This is a genomic window from Psychrobacter sp. HD31 (genome assembly GCF_051097895.1).
Taxonomy (GTDB): domain Bacteria; phylum Pseudomonadota; class Gammaproteobacteria; order Pseudomonadales; family Moraxellaceae; genus Psychrobacter.
In genome coordinates this window covers 1,763,935-1,779,472 of sequence record NZ_CP142525.1, presented here as the reverse complement: position 1 = coordinate 1,779,472, position 15,538 = coordinate 1,763,935, and the positions used below count along the sequence as shown (strand labels likewise).

The 15,538-nt window shown below is 38.0% G+C and carries 17 protein-coding genes; 9 read left to right on the top strand and 8 right to left on the bottom strand.

Annotated elements, in window-relative coordinates:
- Positions 1 to 122: 122 nt before the first annotated feature.
- From VH441_RS07975 to VH441_RS07965, 3 genes are all read right to left on the bottom strand, one after another.
- The gene (locus VH441_RS07975; RefSeq protein ID WP_434353115.1) at positions 123 to 830 is read right to left on the bottom strand and encodes a hypothetical protein; all 708 of its coding nucleotides are present in this window, start codon (positions 828 to 830) and stop codon (positions 123 to 125) included.
- A gap of 454 nt (positions 831 to 1,284) precedes the next feature.
- Positions 1,285 to 2,238, bottom strand: coding sequence for a peptide antibiotic transporter SbmA (sbmA, locus tag VH441_RS07970; protein WP_434353114.1), 954 nt, complete (start codon positions 2,236 to 2,238; stop codon positions 1,285 to 1,287).
- 105 nt (positions 2,239 to 2,343) lie between these two features.
- Positions 2,344 to 3,372, bottom strand: coding sequence for a hypothetical protein (locus VH441_RS07965; RefSeq protein ID WP_434353113.1), 1,029 nt, complete (start codon positions 3,370 to 3,372; stop codon positions 2,344 to 2,346).
- 79 nt (positions 3,373 to 3,451) lie between these two features.
- Here VH441_RS07965 and ccmA point away from each other — a divergent pair, with 79 nt between their 5' ends.
- The 8 genes from ccmA (at position 3,452) to VH441_RS07925 (ending at position 9,405) form a co-directional block, all read left to right on the top strand.
- Positions 3,452 to 4,168, top strand: a complete 717-nt coding sequence (ccmA, locus tag VH441_RS07960) for a heme ABC exporter ATP-binding protein CcmA (RefSeq protein WP_434353112.1) — start codon at positions 3,452 to 3,454, stop codon at positions 4,166 to 4,168.
- A 21-nt stretch (positions 4,169 to 4,189) separates the two neighbouring features.
- Positions 4,190 to 4,900, top strand: a complete 711-nt coding sequence (locus tag VH441_RS07955; RefSeq protein ID WP_434354386.1) for a heme exporter protein CcmB — start codon at positions 4,190 to 4,192, stop codon at positions 4,898 to 4,900.
- Between the two features lie 90 nt (positions 4,901 to 4,990).
- Positions 4,991 to 5,776 carry a heme ABC transporter permease CcmC gene (gene ccmC, locus VH441_RS07950; protein WP_434353111.1) on the top strand — a complete coding sequence of 262 codons (786 nt, stop codon included), beginning with the start codon at positions 4,991 to 4,993 and terminating at the stop codon, positions 5,774 to 5,776.
- Positions 5,777 to 5,808: 32 nt separating this feature from the next.
- Positions 5,809 to 6,033, top strand: a complete 225-nt coding sequence (gene ccmD / locus VH441_RS07945; protein WP_434353110.1) for a heme exporter protein CcmD — start codon at positions 5,809 to 5,811, stop codon at positions 6,031 to 6,033.
- Positions 6,030 to 6,521 carry a cytochrome c maturation protein CcmE gene (gene ccmE, locus VH441_RS07940; protein ID WP_434353109.1) on the top strand — a complete coding sequence of 164 codons (492 nt, stop codon included), beginning with the start codon at positions 6,030 to 6,032 and terminating at the stop codon, positions 6,519 to 6,521. Before ccmD ends, ccmE begins: the two co-directional genes overlap by 4 nt.
- A 101-nt stretch (positions 6,522 to 6,622) precedes the next feature.
- On the top strand, positions 6,623 to 7,528 hold the full coding sequence (locus VH441_RS07935) for a DNA adenine methylase (RefSeq protein WP_434353108.1): 906 nt from the start codon (positions 6,623 to 6,625) through the stop codon (positions 7,526 to 7,528).
- A gap of 2 nt (positions 7,529 to 7,530) precedes the next feature.
- Positions 7,531 to 8,415 (top strand): type II restriction endonuclease, encoded by an 885-nt coding sequence (locus tag VH441_RS07930; RefSeq protein WP_434353107.1) that lies wholly within the window; start codon positions 7,531 to 7,533, stop codon positions 8,413 to 8,415.
- A gap of 168 nt (positions 8,416 to 8,583) precedes the next feature.
- Positions 8,584 to 9,405 (top strand): DNA-methyltransferase, encoded by an 822-nt coding sequence (locus tag VH441_RS07925; protein ID WP_434353106.1) that lies wholly within the window; start codon positions 8,584 to 8,586, stop codon positions 9,403 to 9,405.
- 35 nt (positions 9,406 to 9,440) lie between these two features.
- Here VH441_RS07925 and VH441_RS07920 read toward each other — a convergent pair whose 3' ends face one another.
- The 3 genes from VH441_RS07920 to ubiG all read right to left on the bottom strand — a co-directional run bounded on the left by VH441_RS07920 (position 9,441) and on the right by ubiG (position 11,847).
- Entirely contained in the window at positions 9,441 to 10,217 is a 777-nt protein-coding gene (locus tag VH441_RS07920; protein WP_434353105.1) for a YciK family oxidoreductase, read from the bottom strand.
- A gap of 69 nt (positions 10,218 to 10,286) precedes the next feature.
- Positions 10,287 to 10,994, bottom strand: coding sequence for an HAD family hydrolase (locus VH441_RS07915; RefSeq protein ID WP_434353104.1), 708 nt, complete (start codon positions 10,992 to 10,994; stop codon positions 10,287 to 10,289).
- Between the two features lie 94 nt (positions 10,995 to 11,088).
- The gene (gene ubiG / locus VH441_RS07910; RefSeq protein ID WP_434353103.1) at positions 11,089 to 11,847 is read right to left on the bottom strand and encodes a bifunctional 2-polyprenyl-6-hydroxyphenol methylase/3-demethylubiquinol 3-O-methyltransferase UbiG; all 759 of its coding nucleotides are present in this window, start codon (positions 11,845 to 11,847) and stop codon (positions 11,089 to 11,091) included.
- Between the two features lie 212 nt (positions 11,848 to 12,059).
- Here ubiG and VH441_RS07905 point away from each other — a divergent pair, with 212 nt between their 5' ends.
- Positions 12,060 to 12,680: a thiol:disulfide interchange protein DsbA/DsbL gene (locus VH441_RS07905; protein WP_434353102.1), complete on the top strand. Its 621-nt coding sequence runs from the start codon at positions 12,060 to 12,062 to the stop codon at positions 12,678 to 12,680.
- A 69-nt stretch (positions 12,681 to 12,749) separates the two neighbouring features.
- On the opposite strand, the gene ftsW is transcribed toward VH441_RS07905, so the two are convergent.
- Positions 12,750 to 13,952: a putative lipid II flippase FtsW gene (gene ftsW / locus VH441_RS07900; protein ID WP_434353101.1), complete on the bottom strand. Its 1,203-nt coding sequence runs from the start codon at positions 13,950 to 13,952 to the stop codon at positions 12,750 to 12,752.
- Between the two features lie 100 nt (positions 13,953 to 14,052).
- Positions 14,053 to 15,486, bottom strand: coding sequence for a UDP-N-acetylmuramoyl-L-alanine--D-glutamate ligase (gene murD / locus VH441_RS07895; RefSeq protein WP_434353100.1), 1,434 nt, complete (start codon positions 15,484 to 15,486; stop codon positions 14,053 to 14,055).
- Positions 15,487 to 15,538: the final 52 nt, after the last annotated feature.

The window sequence follows — 15,538 nt, the reverse complement described above, 5'->3', positions numbered from 1 at the left end:
AGTTTATTAAAACTAACAGTGACTTGCTTAACCGATAGCACTACTTATCCATTAACTTTTTGCCAGTTGTGGCATAGTTAAAACGATATATAAAATAGTCTTTCGGTTAAGCTGCCCTGCTGCTACTTGTTTAAAAGCAACTCAAACAACCCATATATGGAGATTAGGTCTGACTTGGCAACCGGTTTAAAGGGTAAGCAGATATAATAAATAAAACTTAATCTTTTTAATAACTTGAGCGATGCTTGCCAATTTTCTGGATTGGTTTTTGCATAACTTTGCATAGCCATACGGATGTATTTTTCATCTAATTTTGCCTGAAACATACTATAAAAGAAAACAATCACATCCCGACGTTTTTGATAATACAGATTACTAAACAAACTTTTTGCTTCAAAATCAATAAAATAAACCTGATTATTGAGATACGTAATATCGCGTATTGCTGGGCGACCATGCACTAAGTTTTGATTGTGTAGCTCAGCCAGTTTTTGCGCCGCTTGGGCAATCACCTGTTGTTTTTTATCTTCCTCTATATCATTTTTTTGTAATAAACGACTGATACAATCGCCTACATCAGTCGTTACAAAATAGTCATCTCCCGAGCAAACTAATTTTGCGGTAGGTACATGACGTAGATTCAACCATTTTAAACGTTTGATTTCTACTTGTATGGCTTTAGCAGGAAATGGCTTTAAAAATTTTTCAGCCCCTTTTTGTTGCTCTACCTGTTTTAGCCAATATTTTTGCCCCTCATGATAAAAAGAGACAACTCGTTTGCCTTTGTTTTCTGCCAAAACATGGCAAAGCGCAACATCAAAACTTTGCATATCGTTAGCCTTATTTTAAGTAAACTATACAATTATACCTCTTTTTTTCTTTGTATAAAAATTCTATAACATGCTCTGTCTGTTATCATTCAAGACATGAATGTAACTATTGTAAGCATTTACTTACAAACAGTTAAGAAAATCGACCATTTACATAAGTTAACAAATTTGAGATTATAACCCCACGGCAAAGGAATAGTTCGAAGGATTTGAACACCATGGATGATGCCGAATTAAGGATGAAACATAAGGAAATAGGGTAAGGATTATTACAAGTGTGCTTGCACTGCTTGTAGTTTATATTGCTAAATTGGATGTTTAGTAATACCCGAAAATTAAGCATGGATTAGCTTACGGTAAAACCGCATGGTACTTTTGTATTATGCGGTTTTAGTGTTTTTGGTATATTACAAATTTTTGTGATCTTTGTAATATATTGTCAGTTTTAAGAATTTTAAACTTTAAGATTTGCCTCAAACTGTTTTAAACGTTTATGGATTGATAACAGCTCAACAACGGTACTCCATGAGTAAACAAAAAACTGGAATGAGCCTTCCACCTTTTGGAACGCATTGGTAATTTGACGTAAAATACCAAAGGTAATTGCCGCTGCCACAATGCTCGGTGCCAAGGCAACATAGACAACCAAAGCGTTTGCTTGTAGGTAAGACCATTTAACCAAGTCAAAATATAAATAGTTAAAATACAATCGGAAATAGTTTTTACGCACGTTTGCAAACAGCTCTTTTAAGGATACCGGATCAGCCCTGTCTTCATAATCCTCTCCATAAACAAGCTCTTTACGATAAGCGGCTTCTACTTTTTGGTTATTAAACTCAAGTCCTGGCAATTTAATACCAATAATAGCAAGAAGCAATGTCCCACCTAGCGATACCATAATAGCAAGATACACCAGCCCATATTTAACTTCTCCAAAAAATGGATAGCTGGTTACATGCTTACCTAGGTCAATCAAAATAGGCATAAATGCAATTAGTGTCATAACTGAGCGCATAAACTTAACACCCAACGATTCAACAATTCTAGCAAAACGCATGGTATCTTCTTGAATACGCTGTGATGCACCTTCAATATGGCGCAGTTTGTGCCAATTTTGGGTATAGTATTCATTCATTGCTGTCCGCCAGCGGAAGATATAATGACTGGTAAAAAAATCAACCAACACAATAACGACAATATAGACACCCGCAATTTTAAAAAAGGTTAAGCAAGCGGCAAAAAACTCTTCAATCGTGATGGTATTAGGCTTGGTTAATGCTTTTTGGATCAGGTCATAAAACTCACCATACCATTCATTGATTTGCACATCTAAGCTCACTTGATACCAAGTCACTGCTAAAATTAAGATAGAACCAAAAAGTGACCATGGTAGCCATTTTTTGTTCATAAAAAAGCATTTAAACACTGACATTCTCCAAAAAATTATAAATATAATATAAAACAAAGTTATTCTATAAGTTTGGCAAATTATTGCATAGTTTTGCCGTTTTCCCTACTTAGCCAACAACTGCTGTATACCCTGCTGTTGATAAAATTTACCAATTACCTCTTTTAATGTTGCAATCAACCAATCACTATCTGCAATGTCATTTAGTAATGGACGCAGCATTGGCAACGCTGTATGAAACCCAAGCTGGTCTATATGACAAATCTGGGCAAGCTCAGCTAAGCTATGGTTACCTCGCTTATTAAACCAAGCCTCTATTGCCACCTGGATAAGCACTTTTAGATAGTCTGATTGCCTTAATCCTTCATAACTGGTGTTTAGGCTGTCTATCAAATGTTCAACACTTTTGTCAGTAAGGTAACTTTGCAAGCTACTAATTGGCTCATTTTTTATACTTTGCCACCCCGCCTGCAACAAGCGAGCAACCTCATCATCAGTTAAATGATTTTGGGCAATATGCTCAGTACGTTTTGTCAATTTGCTAATGTTATTGTATAAATAAGCCTGTAGTTTTTCGTCTAAATTATTGCGTGTCACTCGTTCAAACTGGTCTCGCCCCATTTTCATGAGCTTGCCCACACCGCCCGCTTTTTTTAGGGTTGTTTCGGTAAAGTCATCCATGGCATGGTACAAGGTTTTGGTTAGCATATCGGTAAAAGCTTGATGCCCAAGCATGGCATGAATCAACGCATTACGTTGGTTACGGTGGCTGGCAATATAGTTGGTTAGTTTGTGTACTTGCTTGTCATCCAATAACATGGCTAATTTGGTCTGTGCGTTTACTGGGTGATACACCAACACATCAAGCACAACTTGCATATCTTCTAACATGGCTGGGTTTAATGGATATTCCAGCCACCATTGGTTAACAAATTCATTCGCTTGTGCAGAGGTTAAGTATCGGCGCAGGGGTTTTTGTCCAAGCCAATTTAAAAACTGTAATGAAAGTTGCTGCTGATTTTGCTCATCTTTTAACCATTGCTGTACAAACAAAACCTGCGCATCAACCAGTTGAGTAATTAATAACGCCGTATCTGCATTTAGGTTATTTTGATTTTTGGTAGTTTGAGTCATTTTTTTATAATACTTATCAATTGAGTAGTAATTATAGTCAAGGCGTGTAATTTAATCCATAAACAAAATTTGAGGGTATATGATACAAACAGAATGCCCTATAATAGACAAGATATTTAACGCTGTTGTTGAAGGTTACACAATCATTAACATGACTACGCATCAAACACCCATCTTACAATTAACCAACGTAAACATACAGCGTGGTGATTTAATCCTTTGCCAAGATGTTTCTGTTACTCTAAAAGCTGGTGAAATTTGCCATTTAAAGGGCGCAAATGGCGCAGGCAAAACAACCCTACTTATGCAACTGGCAGGGATTCTACCCATTTTTTTAGATAATACCAATTTAGATGATACAAACCGCCTAAGTTACCGTCCATTATACGTGTCGCATCAATTGGGTATTCATCCCGATTTAACCGTGCAGCAAAATCTGGTATTTTTACTCAACCTATATGGTCTATACCCTTCACCACCGCAAATAGCAAATGCATTAAACACAGTGGGATTAAATGGTTATCAAGCCATTAGTTGCCGTCAACTTTCTGCTGGGCAAACCAGACGTGTTAACCTTGCTAGACTTTGGCTTATGCAAAAAAATGATAGCCCTCTTTGGTTATTAGATGAGCCTTTTACGGCGCTGGATGCCTCCATGGTTACTAAATTACAAGACAAAATTAGGGCTTTTGCCGATAATGGCGGTGCCGTGCTAATGACTAGCCATCAACTTGATGGTATGCATAATTTAGCAGATACCGTACTGGATTTGTCTTATTATTTGGCAAATGGATAAAAGGGGTCACACATGAAAAATATGGCAACCTCAACAAAAACACGGCTCACCCCAACGGCAGATTCCATTAGTTTTAAAGCACTATGGCAACGAGAGTGGCACGCAAAAAAACAAAGCAAAATGCAGTGGTTGTATCCTTTGGTATTGTTTTTAATCATCCTTACTTTGTTTCCATTAGCCGTGGGCAATGAGCCAAACCTTCTAAGTCGCCTTGGTGTACCCGCCATTTGGATAGCTTGTTTATTATCTTTAGTGATGGGCATAGAAAACTTATTTAAACCCGAACTAGATAATGGTACATTGGCGCAACTCATTGTGGCAAAAGCCCCTCTACCGCTTTGGATATTGGCTCGGCTGACCATCCATTGGCTGTTTAGTGCAGGTATTGTCGCCATACTTAGCTTATTGGCTGTGCCTTTTTTTGGTTTGGATTGGCGTCAAGCAGGTGTACTCATGTTATCTATTATTATCAGTAGCCCAATGCTATTAATGTTTTCAGCCATGGCAAGTAGCTTAACGTTATCCATTAAAAATGGCGCTGTATTAGTACCCCTGATTGCCCTGCCATTGCAGTTACCTGTCCTCATTTTTGCCATTGGCTCTATCGACTTATATTCAGCTGGTTTAAATGCCTTGCCAATTTTTGCATTACTGCTGGCAGGTAGTATTTTTTGTGTGCTTATATTGCCTTGGGTGATGGCATATACTCTAAAAATGGCATGGTTAAGTTAGTCAATAATCATACTAGTTACACCAGCACAAGCTTTGTTATAATAGTAATTAAATCATCCAGCAAAATATTGATAATAAATACAATATATTATGCCAAATATAAAAAACACCGCTAATCCCTCAACATTACAACACCTTTGGCAGGTTTTTTTAACCACTGTGGGTACCAAGCCTTTTTATCATGTTTTTGCCCCTTGGGTTAAATGGCTGGCAATATTTGCAAGTATTTTTTTAACCATTGGCGCTGTGTGGGGGCTGATATTTGCACCGCCAGATTACTTGCAAGGCAACAGTTACCGTATTATTTTTATTCACGTGCCAATGGCAAGCCTTGCCATGTCAATCTATTTTGCCATGGCGGTATTGGGTGTTATTTTTTTAGTCTGGAAGATAAAAACGGCTAATTTAGTTGCCAAGGCAATTGCACCCATCGGTTTTTGGTGTTGTGTTTTAAGCCTAGTGACCGGTTCAATTTGGGCGAAACCAACCTGGGGAACTTACTGGGTGTGGGATGCCCGTCTTACCTCTATGCTAATTTTGGCATTTTTGTACGCCGGGGTGATGGCAATGTTTGCAGCCTTTGAACACACGCCAAACCGTGGTAAAGCCGCAGCATTGCTGTCTGTAATTGGTGCGGTTAATTTGCCAATTATTAAGTACTCGGTAGAATGGTGGAACACCTTGCATCAAGGGGTAACTTTTTCAGTAAGTAAAGCGCCAAAAATGCCAGCGGAGATGTGGATGCCATTGTTATTGATGCTAATTGGAGGTTATTTTTTGGTCGCCGCACTAGCAATTTACCGTACAAACACTTTTATACTGCAAACCGAACAACGTAAAAACTGGGTACAACAATTGGCACAGCCAAAACAGTAAAAGTAAAGCATAAAATACAGCAGAGGCTTAATATGCAACCACAATTTAATAGTTTTGCTGAGTTTATTGCCATGGGCAGGCATGGCGTATTTGTGTGGGCGTGCTGGGGCATTACTTTTGCCGTAATAGCAGGCTTGATATTTTATTCCATCCACCAGCGTAAAAACCTGTTAAAACAACTGGCAGTTAACCAAGCCATACTAAATAACCATGGTAACCAAAGTAAAATGGCTCATAAAACAAGTAGTGAGATATGAACCCAGTTAGACAAAAAAAATTGATGTGGGTAATGGCAACGCTTTTAGGGGCGATCATTGCCGTCTCCTTGGTAATTTATGCCATTGGGCAACAAACCGACTTTTATTATGACCCAACGGCAATCAGTGCTGGCGAAGCACCACAAAACACTCGCATTAAGGCAGGTGGCGTGGTGGTTGCTGGTAGTGTAAAACGTGATCCAGCTAACCCTTTAAATGTACAGTTTGTAATTACCGATTATCAACAGAGTTTGCCAGTACAATATACGGGCATTTTGCCAGATTTATTTGCCGAAAATTCTGGTGTGGTCGCTACTGGAATGCTAAAAGATAAACTATTTGTTGCAAGTGAGGTGCTTGCCAAGCATGATGAAAACTATATGCCACCAGAGGTTGCTAAGTCGTTAAAAAATGAGCAAAAAGATGGTGATGGCAACGCTAATAACGCCAATGATAAGCGCTATACGCCAGCTAAAAAAGTAGAGTGACTGTTATAAAAAGAACTATATATATTACTTTAATATATAATAAAATTGAAAGTTGATTTAATTTCAATCACAATTAATTAAATAAGAAATTAGGATTAAAAATGGCAAAACCACTTATCAAATGGGTTGGTGGTAAAACACAACTACTACCTCAAATTACTGCAAAACTACCAAAATTTGTGCAGAATGGAGAGCCATATATTTATGTTGAGCCTTTTGTTGGTGGGGGCTCAGTAGCACTACATCTATTAGACATTCAGACTAACCCTAACCCACCAAAGAAAGCGATTATTAATGACATAAATAGTGATTTGGTTAATTTATATGAAGTTATAAAAAACAAACCAAGCCCCTTACTTGATGAGCTAAAATCAATCCAAAGTGATTATGATAAATTACTCGATAAAGAATCAAAAAAACCTTATTTCTATGAAAAAAGAGCTTTATTTAATACTCGTAAATCATCAAACATTGAACAAGCAAGCCTCTTTGTGTTTTTAAATCGAGCAGGGTTTAATGGTTTATATCGTGTAAATAATAAGAATGAATTTAATGTACCAATCGGTAGTTATAAACGCCCTATTTTTGTGTTTGAAGAATTAATTTATCAAGTATCAGAGTTATTACAAAATGTGATTATCTTAAATGACGATTATCAGCATACATTAAAAGAAGTACAAAAACTCAATACAGATAATTTGCCTGTTCTTTTCTATTTTGATCCGCCGTATAAACCTATTAGTGAGACAGCAAGCTTTACCGCTTATGCAACAAATGATTTTAACGACAGCCATCAAGTTGAACTGGCAAATTTCTGCAAAAAAATAGACGCACTAGGCTATCACTGGATAGCCAGTAATTCTGACCCTAAAAACACAGATGTGAATAATCATTTTTTTGATGAGTTATATCAAGGTTTTGAAATTAAAAGAGTTAAAGCTGCACGCAGTATTAATTCTAACAGTGCTAAGCGTGGACAGATTAGCGAAGTTTTAATGAGGAACTAAACATGGATGAGCTATACAAACCAGAACATTTTAATAAACTTATTGAAACAATCAACAAAAAAGGCATTATTCAGTACGATTACTTTGTTAATTGGCAAAAGGTATTGAAGAATGTTGAACCGATTGAAAAAGAGTTAAATTTACTCAATACCCTAGTTGGAAAAGCTGATTTTGAATCCGTTTTATTTGATATTTTTAAAGAATATCCAAAAACCATCAAGGCAATACCAACTTTACTAGCCATTCGTGATAAGTCTATTGAAGTTCTGATAGATAAAACCAATTTTATTTATCAACATTTTGATTTTAAACAAAAAGAATTAACTGATGATAACGTTCACAAACTCGTAGAATTTGTCATGAAAAGTGGATTGGGCGAGTTAATTCAAAACAAGCAAATAAAAAGTATTCCTGATTATTGCATGGGTGTAGAAGTCGGTTTGGATTCTAATGGTCGCAAAAACCGTGGTGGTACACAGATGGAAAATCTTGTGGAATCTTTTGTGGCGAAGTTTTGCCATGAGCAGAACTTGCAATACTTACCACAAGCCAATGCGAAAAAAATTAAAGAAAACTGGAATATTGAAATCAATGTCGATAAGTCATCACGGATTATTGATTTTGTGATTAAAGACAATACGGATAAGTTATATTTTATTGAATGTAACTTTTATAATGGAGGTGGTTCTAAGCTAAAATCAACCGCAACAGAATACATTGAAATGAGCAGATTTTGGAAAGAGCAAGAGATTGAATTTATTTGGGTTACCGATGGCAAAGGGTGGCTTACCACGCAAAATCCATTACAAGATTATTTTGAGCGTGGTAATATTTTATTGAATATTGAGATGTTGAAGGGTGGGTATTTTAGGAAAATTATCAAATAAACCCTAAATATCCTAGCAATTCATCGACCATAAAAAGGTAACAAGTCCCATTATTATTCATGTATTCGAATGTGTCTCTATATTTTGGTTTTTTGAAAAAATCATGACTTATGACTCACGAGAAGAAACAAAAACAGATATGCAAAAATATGTTTTAAGGGACACATAATGACATTTTTTCAAAGCCCGAACCAAGATTTTACCCTACTGCAAGGCGATTGTATCGAACAGATTTACAAACTAATTGATAAGCCGATTGATATGGTATTTGCCGATCCCCCTTATTTCTTGTCAAATGACGGCTTAACCGTAAAAAATGGTAAGGTACAGTCGGTCAATAAAGGTAAATGGGATAAGTTTACTGATGATAATAAAATCTATATATTTACCTACGATTGGCTGACTGCCGTGCGTGAGAAACTGGCGGATAATGGAACGATTTGGATAAGTGGCACGCACCATAATATTTTTACCTTGGGGCGGATTTTGCCACAACTGGGGTTTAAGATTTTGAACGTCATTACATGGGAAAAGACCAATCCACCGCCTAATTTTTCCTGCCGATATTTTACTCATTCAACTGAGTTTGTTATTTGGGCAAGAAAGCATCCAAAAGTTCCGCATTATTTTAACTATGACCTAATGAAAAAACTCAATGCCGATAAACAGATGAAAGATGTATGGAAAATACCAGCAGTGGCAAAATGGGAAAAAACCTGCGGTAAACACCCCACGCAAAAACCACTTGCATTGCTTGCTCAAATGATACTCGCCTCTACCGAAGAAAATGCTTTGGTTTTAGACCCTTTCACTGGATCATCCACCACAGGTATAGCCAGTCATGTACTAGGTAGACGTTTTATTGGCATTGATAAAGAAACAGAATTTTTACAACTCAGTCAAAGCCGTTATGAAGATTTACAAACTAAAGGAAGAAAAGAAAGTTTTAAAGGGCAATTTAACCGGTTATTAAACAAATCATCGTTATAAAAATAATACTATCAAACTATACTATCCTCTAAAAATCATTTAGGCTGCAGTGAAATCACCTCACCACGAGTTTGCATACTATCATCACTCATTAAACACACATATGCAGGCATAATATCTTCTGGTGTTTTAAGTGTCATCGGATCTTCATTTGGGCTAGCCTCTGCCCGCATTTTAGTGCGAGTTGCCCCAGGATTAACACAATTAAACCTTAAGTTCGTGGTATTTTTTGTTTCTTGAGTAAACAAGCTACTGATACCTTCAACCGCTTGCTTTGATATCGCATACGCTCCCCAAAACGCTCTTGGCTCACTACCTACCGAGCTAGAAGTGAACACCACCGAACCATTGGCAGATTTTTTAAGCAAAGGCAACAACGCCTGCGTTAGCCGAAGCGTTGCTGTAAAATTAATATTCATCACACGTTCAAAAACGCCAATATCATAGCTTTCTAGCGGGGCTAAATCCCCTAAAACTGCCGCATTGTGTAATATGCCATCTAGTTGTCCTGTTTGTTTGACAATCAGTTCCACGAGATTGGTCATGTCTTCAGTTTTAGCCCCTTCTAAATTGAGCGCAATTACCACAGGTTGCTTGCCACCTTGTTGTTCAATTTCATCATATACAGCAGTTAATTTGCTTAAAGTTTTACCTAAAAGCAAAACGGTTGCGCCATATTTTGCATAAGTCAACGCCGCGACTCTCCCAATGCCATCACCTGCCCCTGTTACTAATATGGTTTTATCAGACAAACAATTTTCTTTTGGTTGATAGTTACGGATTTGTTCATGAGTTAAAGGTAAATGAGTCATGATTTCGCCTCTTTATCAAAAATATTTTTGCGCTTTTGGCTAAAAATGTTAATAAGTTAAATAATAAAATTAACGAGATAAAATCAGCGTTAATAGAGCTTCTGGCGTCTCAACAATATCATTTGCTTGCCAAGTATCCAGCTGTTGTTTCTCTGTTGTAGAGATATAGCCATACTTTGCCGCTACAGTTAACATACCAGCAGCGTTACCAGCCTGAATATCACGGATATGATCCCCCACATAAATGATGTTTGTACAGTCACTTTTAGTAAGCCCTAACGCTTTAACAGCAAGGTACATTGGTTCAGGGTCAGGTTTGGTGTGGGTCACATCTTCAGGGCACACTAAGGTTTGGCAACGCTCTGACAAATTTAAAGCTTCTAAAAGTTTTTCTGCTAAGTAACGTGATTTATTTGTAACCACACCCCAAGGAATATTTTGTTCTTCTAACCTTGCCAATAATACATCTAGTCCCTGAAAAATTTGGCTATCCACACAAATTTCTGCTTCGTATCTTTCTAAAAAAGCTTGACGATATGTCATCACCTTTTCTTCTATCTGCCTAGCATCATCACCCAGATGATTGTGCAAGCTAAATAGTGATACCATAGCTTTTGCCCCTGCAGACACTTGCTCACGGATTACCTGATTACTGGGGGCTTGCCATCCATTTTCTGCTGCCATTTCATGAATAATACGAACAAAGTCAGCAGCCGTATCAACCAAAGTACCGTCTAAGTCAAATAATACCGCTTTTAAAGTTGTGTGAGCTGTCATAATCTTCCTTTTTTATTTTTAAGATTCAAAAAAGCTGGGCAATAAGCCCAGCCCCAAAAAAAGCCATCTTTCACTATAAAACAACATTACCCGTTTATAAGGGCTTTTTCACTGCCATCATATAGTTAACATCAACATTTTGTGCAAGCCAATATCGCTTAGTAATCGGATTATAATGCAAGCCAATCAAGTCATAACGTTTAAAGCCTGCAACCGTTGCCATTTTGTCTAGCTCTGCTGGCGTAATAAATTTATTAAAATCATGCGTGCCTCTATCAAGCAATCTTAAAATATACTCTGCACCCACAATCGCAAATAAAAATGACTTAGGATTACGGTTAATGGTGGATAACACACAAACACCACCTGGTTTAACTAAGTCATAACAAGCTTGTACCACACTTGCTGGGTCTGGCACATGTTCCAGCATTTCCATACAGGTAACCACGTCATATTGTTGCGCTTGCTCACCGGCTAATACTTCTACAGGTTTGTGTACATAGCGTAAGGTATCGGTTATGCCAAGATTTTGGGCATGCAAGCTGGCGGCTTTTAAGTTCTCTTCACCTAAATCAAGCCCAGTCACATCTGCACCGCGCTGTGCCATTGAGGTCGCTAAAATACCGCCACCACAGCCTACATCCAACACTTTTTTACCTGTTAGTCCATCACCTTGTATTGCATGAACACTGTCTTCAATCCAATTTAAACGCAGCGGATTAATTTGATGTAACGGAGCAAATGCGCCGTTTTTATCCCACCATTCATCTGCAATGGCGGTAAATTTAGCAATTTCATCTGTATCTACATTAATGCTTTGTTTTATATCGGTTTGTGTTTCATCCGCCGTCATGGGTGTTCCTTAACTTTTATCTTTTGTAACTCCTACATTATAGCACTAGGTGAGCTAATAATTCATAACGAGTTTGCAACTTTTGCTTAACAATCGCTAATGACATGGGTAGCTATTTTCGGTTATTATGTATGGCACTATCATTTCTTATACTTTGGTTGCTAAAAAATAATGACAAGCAGCCTTATAAACTCCCATTACAGGTAATATCTATGAAATACATTGCATTAACCGCCCTCGCTGCTGCGATTGGTATGACAAGCCATGCTAATGCCGCCAACTTTGTGGAAGGAAAAGATTACGCTGTGCTAGAAAACCCAGACACAATCAGTGGTGACACCATTATTGTACGTGAGTTTTTTTGGTATGGTTGTATCCACTGCTACAACCTAGAACCTTACATGCAAAAATGGGCAGACAACAAACCTGATGATGTTGCCTTCTTCCAAACACCAGCGGCGCTAAACCCAGTATGGGAAACAAGTGCCCGTGGTTTTTATACCGCTCAGTTGATGGGCTATCAAGGCAAAACTCACCACAAATTGTTTAACGCTGTCATAAAAGACGAGAAAAGAAACCTTGCTGGTACAAACAAAGGTGCCTTGGTTGATTGGTATGCAGCACAAGGTTTAGATAAAGAAAAGTTTGAAGGATTATTTAACTCATTTGCCGTTAATACAAAAATTGCACGCTCAAATGATGCGGCAATGCGTTATGGCATGTCAGGTACGCCTTCTGTCGTCGTACAAGGCAAATACATGGTGTTAGGTGAAGGCGAAAAAGTGCCTCAAGTTGTTAACTATTTGGTTGATAAAGTACGTGCAGAAAAATAATTAATTGATATTTTATATCTTGCTTATAAAAAAGACCTAAACAAACGTTTAAGTCTTTTTTTATTTCATCTAGTAATTTCGGCTTTGGTTTGCCGGTATTTCTGCACTTTCTTTACAGATGCGCAGCACCAAACCAATCATTATCATACTCATTAACATGGCAGACCCCCCATAACTAAAAAATGGCATCGTCAAACCCTTTGTTGGTAATAACCCCATATTCATCCCTGCATTCACCAATGTTTGCCCAATAAACATGGTGGCAATACCAAACGCGGTATAGCTAATACGCATTTGTTTACGTTTTAGTGCCAAATAACTGATGCGCATAATACAAGCAATGACGGTTGCCTCTAACAATAAGACACAAGCAACACCAATAAATCCAAGTTCTTCTCCCGTGATTGCCAACAAAAAGTCTGTATGTGCTTCTGGCAAATGAGCTAACTTTTGCACACTTTCACCATAGCCAACGCCATTAAACTCGCCACGTCCAAACGCAATAATGCTTCTTGCGAGCTGATAATCGGTATCCTGTATATCGTCAAATGGATTCATAAAGGAGGTCACACGTCCTAAGCGATAATCAGAACGTACAATCGCAAAATAAGCAAACACAGCAACCATGGTTGCCATTGCAGCAAACTGCTTCATTGGTGCGCCTGCCACCCAAAAAATGGTCAACACGCAACCTGCAATAATCGCTACCGAACCAAAATCTGGTTGAGCCAACAATAACAGGGTTATCAAGCCAACAATAACCAAAATGCGAATAAAGCCATCCCAGCTGGTACGAACTTCAGAAGAGCGCCTCACTACAAAATCGGCCGTAAAAACAATGACCACAAGCTTTGCAAGCTCCGCTGTTTGAAAATTAATAACGCCCAGCTCTATCCACCGTTTAGCGCCATTAATTTCAGACCCAAATAGCGTCACTATCAGCAAAATTAGGGTAACCAATAGCACAAAAAACTGCACATTTAAATGATACACCCATTTTAAAGGGATGCGTGTCATGGTATAGGCCATGAAACTGCCCAAAACCGCATAAGCAAGCTGACGCTTAAAAAAGAACAGCTCTCCCATCTTGGGGTATTTTTCTGTAAAAGGGATAGAAGCAGATGTCACCATCAACAAACTTAAAACGAGCAAACAGCCAATACTTGCAAGCAACAACCATTTGATAGAAGGCACATAGGATGGACTATTTAGCACGCCATCCGTTGATTTTGAGTTTTGAAACATACCTGAGAAAGAAGAAAAAATCGCCATAATATTGAGGGATACTCTATTTATTTACTTTACTATTTTATTTAAATATTGATGCATGAATTTAAACAATAACACTTAAACACATTTTTAATATATTTTTTTATAAAGACTGAACAAGCTTAACAAACTTATCACCACGTTCTTCATAACCACTAAATTGGTCAAAGCTTGCACAAGCAGGCGATAATAACACCGCTTTAACCTGCGATAAACTACTGGCGGTTAAGCTTGTACTTTTTTCTATTGCCTTGTCTAAACTGCCAACTTGATGACACACAACCTGATTAGATAGTCCAGCAGATTTAAGCTGCTCATAAATTAAGTCAGCATCTTCACCCATAAACAGTAACTTATTAACAAATTGGTTAATAAGTGGGACTACCTCAGCAAAGTTTTGCCCTTTAGCTTGCCCGCCTAAAATTAATAACAATTTTGCCGACTTATTGGTTGCCATATAACTTTCACCCAGCCCTTTAATCGCTGCCATGGTAGAACCAATGTTTGTGCCTTTTGAGTCGTTAAAATAATCAATGCCATCTTTACTGGCAATATACTGACAACGATGCGGTAACCCTGCAAAGTCTTTTAAAGTATTAAGCATGCTCTCCATAGGTAAATTTGCAAGCTCGCCTAACGCCAAGGCAGACAATGCGTTTAAGTAGTTATGCTGCCCTTTTATTTTAAGTGTGGCTGTATTTAAAAGTTTTTCACACGTGCCGTCCATGGATCTTGCCAAAAAGGTTTGACCATCAGCTTCTGTAATTAAACCATACTCTACAATCTCATCCCCAAAGCTAGACTTTGGTGCACTGCTACCAATACTAATTTGTTTCACCCCTTTTAGTAGTAAAGGGGCAGTTAGCCCATCCTCTCGGTTAACCACCACCGACTTTGCGCCTTGAAAAATACGATGTTTTGCCTGATGATATCCCAACATATCACCATGACGATCTAAATGATCTGGCGACATGTTTAATACCGTTGCCACTTGGGCATTTAAGTCCGTCACTGTTTCTAACTGAAAACTGGACAGCTCTAACACTGCCAGTTGTATGTTTTTATCCTGTAACAAATTTAATGCTGGTATGCCAATATTGCCACCAACGCCGACACGAACCCCTGCATTTTTTGCCATTTCACCAACCAAGGTGGTTACCGTACTCTTAGCATTAGAGCCCGTAATGGCAACAACAGGTACCTGTGTCTCCCAATCATTTAGTGCTTCATGGAATAGCTGAATATCACTCACCACATTGATACCTGCCGTTATCGCCTTAGCAACAGCGGGTTGTCGTAAAGAAATACCAGGACTAATCACAATCCTACTTGCTTTTAGCAATAGTGACTCACTAATGCCACCAAATTCACGCATGGTAACCGCTTTTGGTAACTTGTTTGCTAAGGCAGGTGACTCCCCGCCATCGGTTACTGCAACATCAAACCCTTGCTTCACTAAAAACTCAACAGCCGACAAGCCAGACTGCCCTAAACCAATAACAACCTGCAAGCCAGCATTTAGATTTGATTGCGTCATAATTCCATTCGCCTTTTATTTTTAACCGTATATTCAATTTTTTATATATCCT

Excerpts from the sequence above, each read along its gene's own strand:
- VH441_RS07975 (WP_434353115.1), bottom strand. The coding sequence starts at position 830 with ATGCAAAGTTTTGATGTTGCGCTTTGCCATGTTTTGGCAGAAAACAAA.
- sbmA (WP_434353114.1), bottom strand. The coding sequence starts at position 2,238 with ATGAACAAAAAATGGCTACCATGGTCACTTTTTGGTTCTATCTTAATT.
- VH441_RS07965 (WP_434353113.1), bottom strand. The coding sequence starts at position 3,372 with ATGACTCAAACTACCAAAAATCAAAATAACCTAAATGCAGATACGGCG.
- ccmA (WP_434353112.1), top strand. The coding sequence starts at position 3,452 with ATGATACAAACAGAATGCCCTATAATAGACAAGATATTTAACGCTGTT.
- VH441_RS07955 (WP_434354386.1), top strand. The coding sequence starts at position 4,190 with ATGGCAACCTCAACAAAAACACGGCTCACCCCAACGGCAGATTCCATT.
- ccmC (WP_434353111.1), top strand. The coding sequence starts at position 4,991 with ATGCCAAATATAAAAAACACCGCTAATCCCTCAACATTACAACACCTT.
- ccmD (WP_434353110.1), top strand. The coding sequence starts at position 5,809 with ATGCAACCACAATTTAATAGTTTTGCTGAGTTTATTGCCATGGGCAGG.
- ccmE (WP_434353109.1), top strand. The coding sequence starts at position 6,030 with ATGAACCCAGTTAGACAAAAAAAATTGATGTGGGTAATGGCAACGCTT.
- VH441_RS07935 (WP_434353108.1), top strand. The coding sequence starts at position 6,623 with ATGGCAAAACCACTTATCAAATGGGTTGGTGGTAAAACACAACTACTA.
- VH441_RS07930 (WP_434353107.1), top strand. The coding sequence starts at position 7,531 with ATGGATGAGCTATACAAACCAGAACATTTTAATAAACTTATTGAAACA.
- VH441_RS07925 (WP_434353106.1), top strand. The coding sequence starts at position 8,584 with ATGACATTTTTTCAAAGCCCGAACCAAGATTTTACCCTACTGCAAGGC.
- VH441_RS07920 (WP_434353105.1), bottom strand. The coding sequence starts at position 10,217 with ATGACTCATTTACCTTTAACTCATGAACAAATCCGTAACTATCAACCA.
- VH441_RS07915 (WP_434353104.1), bottom strand. The coding sequence starts at position 10,994 with ATGACAGCTCACACAACTTTAAAAGCGGTATTATTTGACTTAGACGGT.
- ubiG (WP_434353103.1), bottom strand. The coding sequence starts at position 11,847 with ATGACGGCGGATGAAACACAAACCGATATAAAACAAAGCATTAATGTA.
- VH441_RS07905 (WP_434353102.1), top strand. The coding sequence starts at position 12,060 with ATGAAATACATTGCATTAACCGCCCTCGCTGCTGCGATTGGTATGACA.
- ftsW (WP_434353101.1), bottom strand. The coding sequence starts at position 13,952 with ATGGCGATTTTTTCTTCTTTCTCAGGTATGTTTCAAAACTCAAAATCA.
- murD (WP_434353100.1), bottom strand. The coding sequence starts at position 15,486 with ATGACGCAATCAAATCTAAATGCTGGCTTGCAGGTTGTTATTGGTTTA.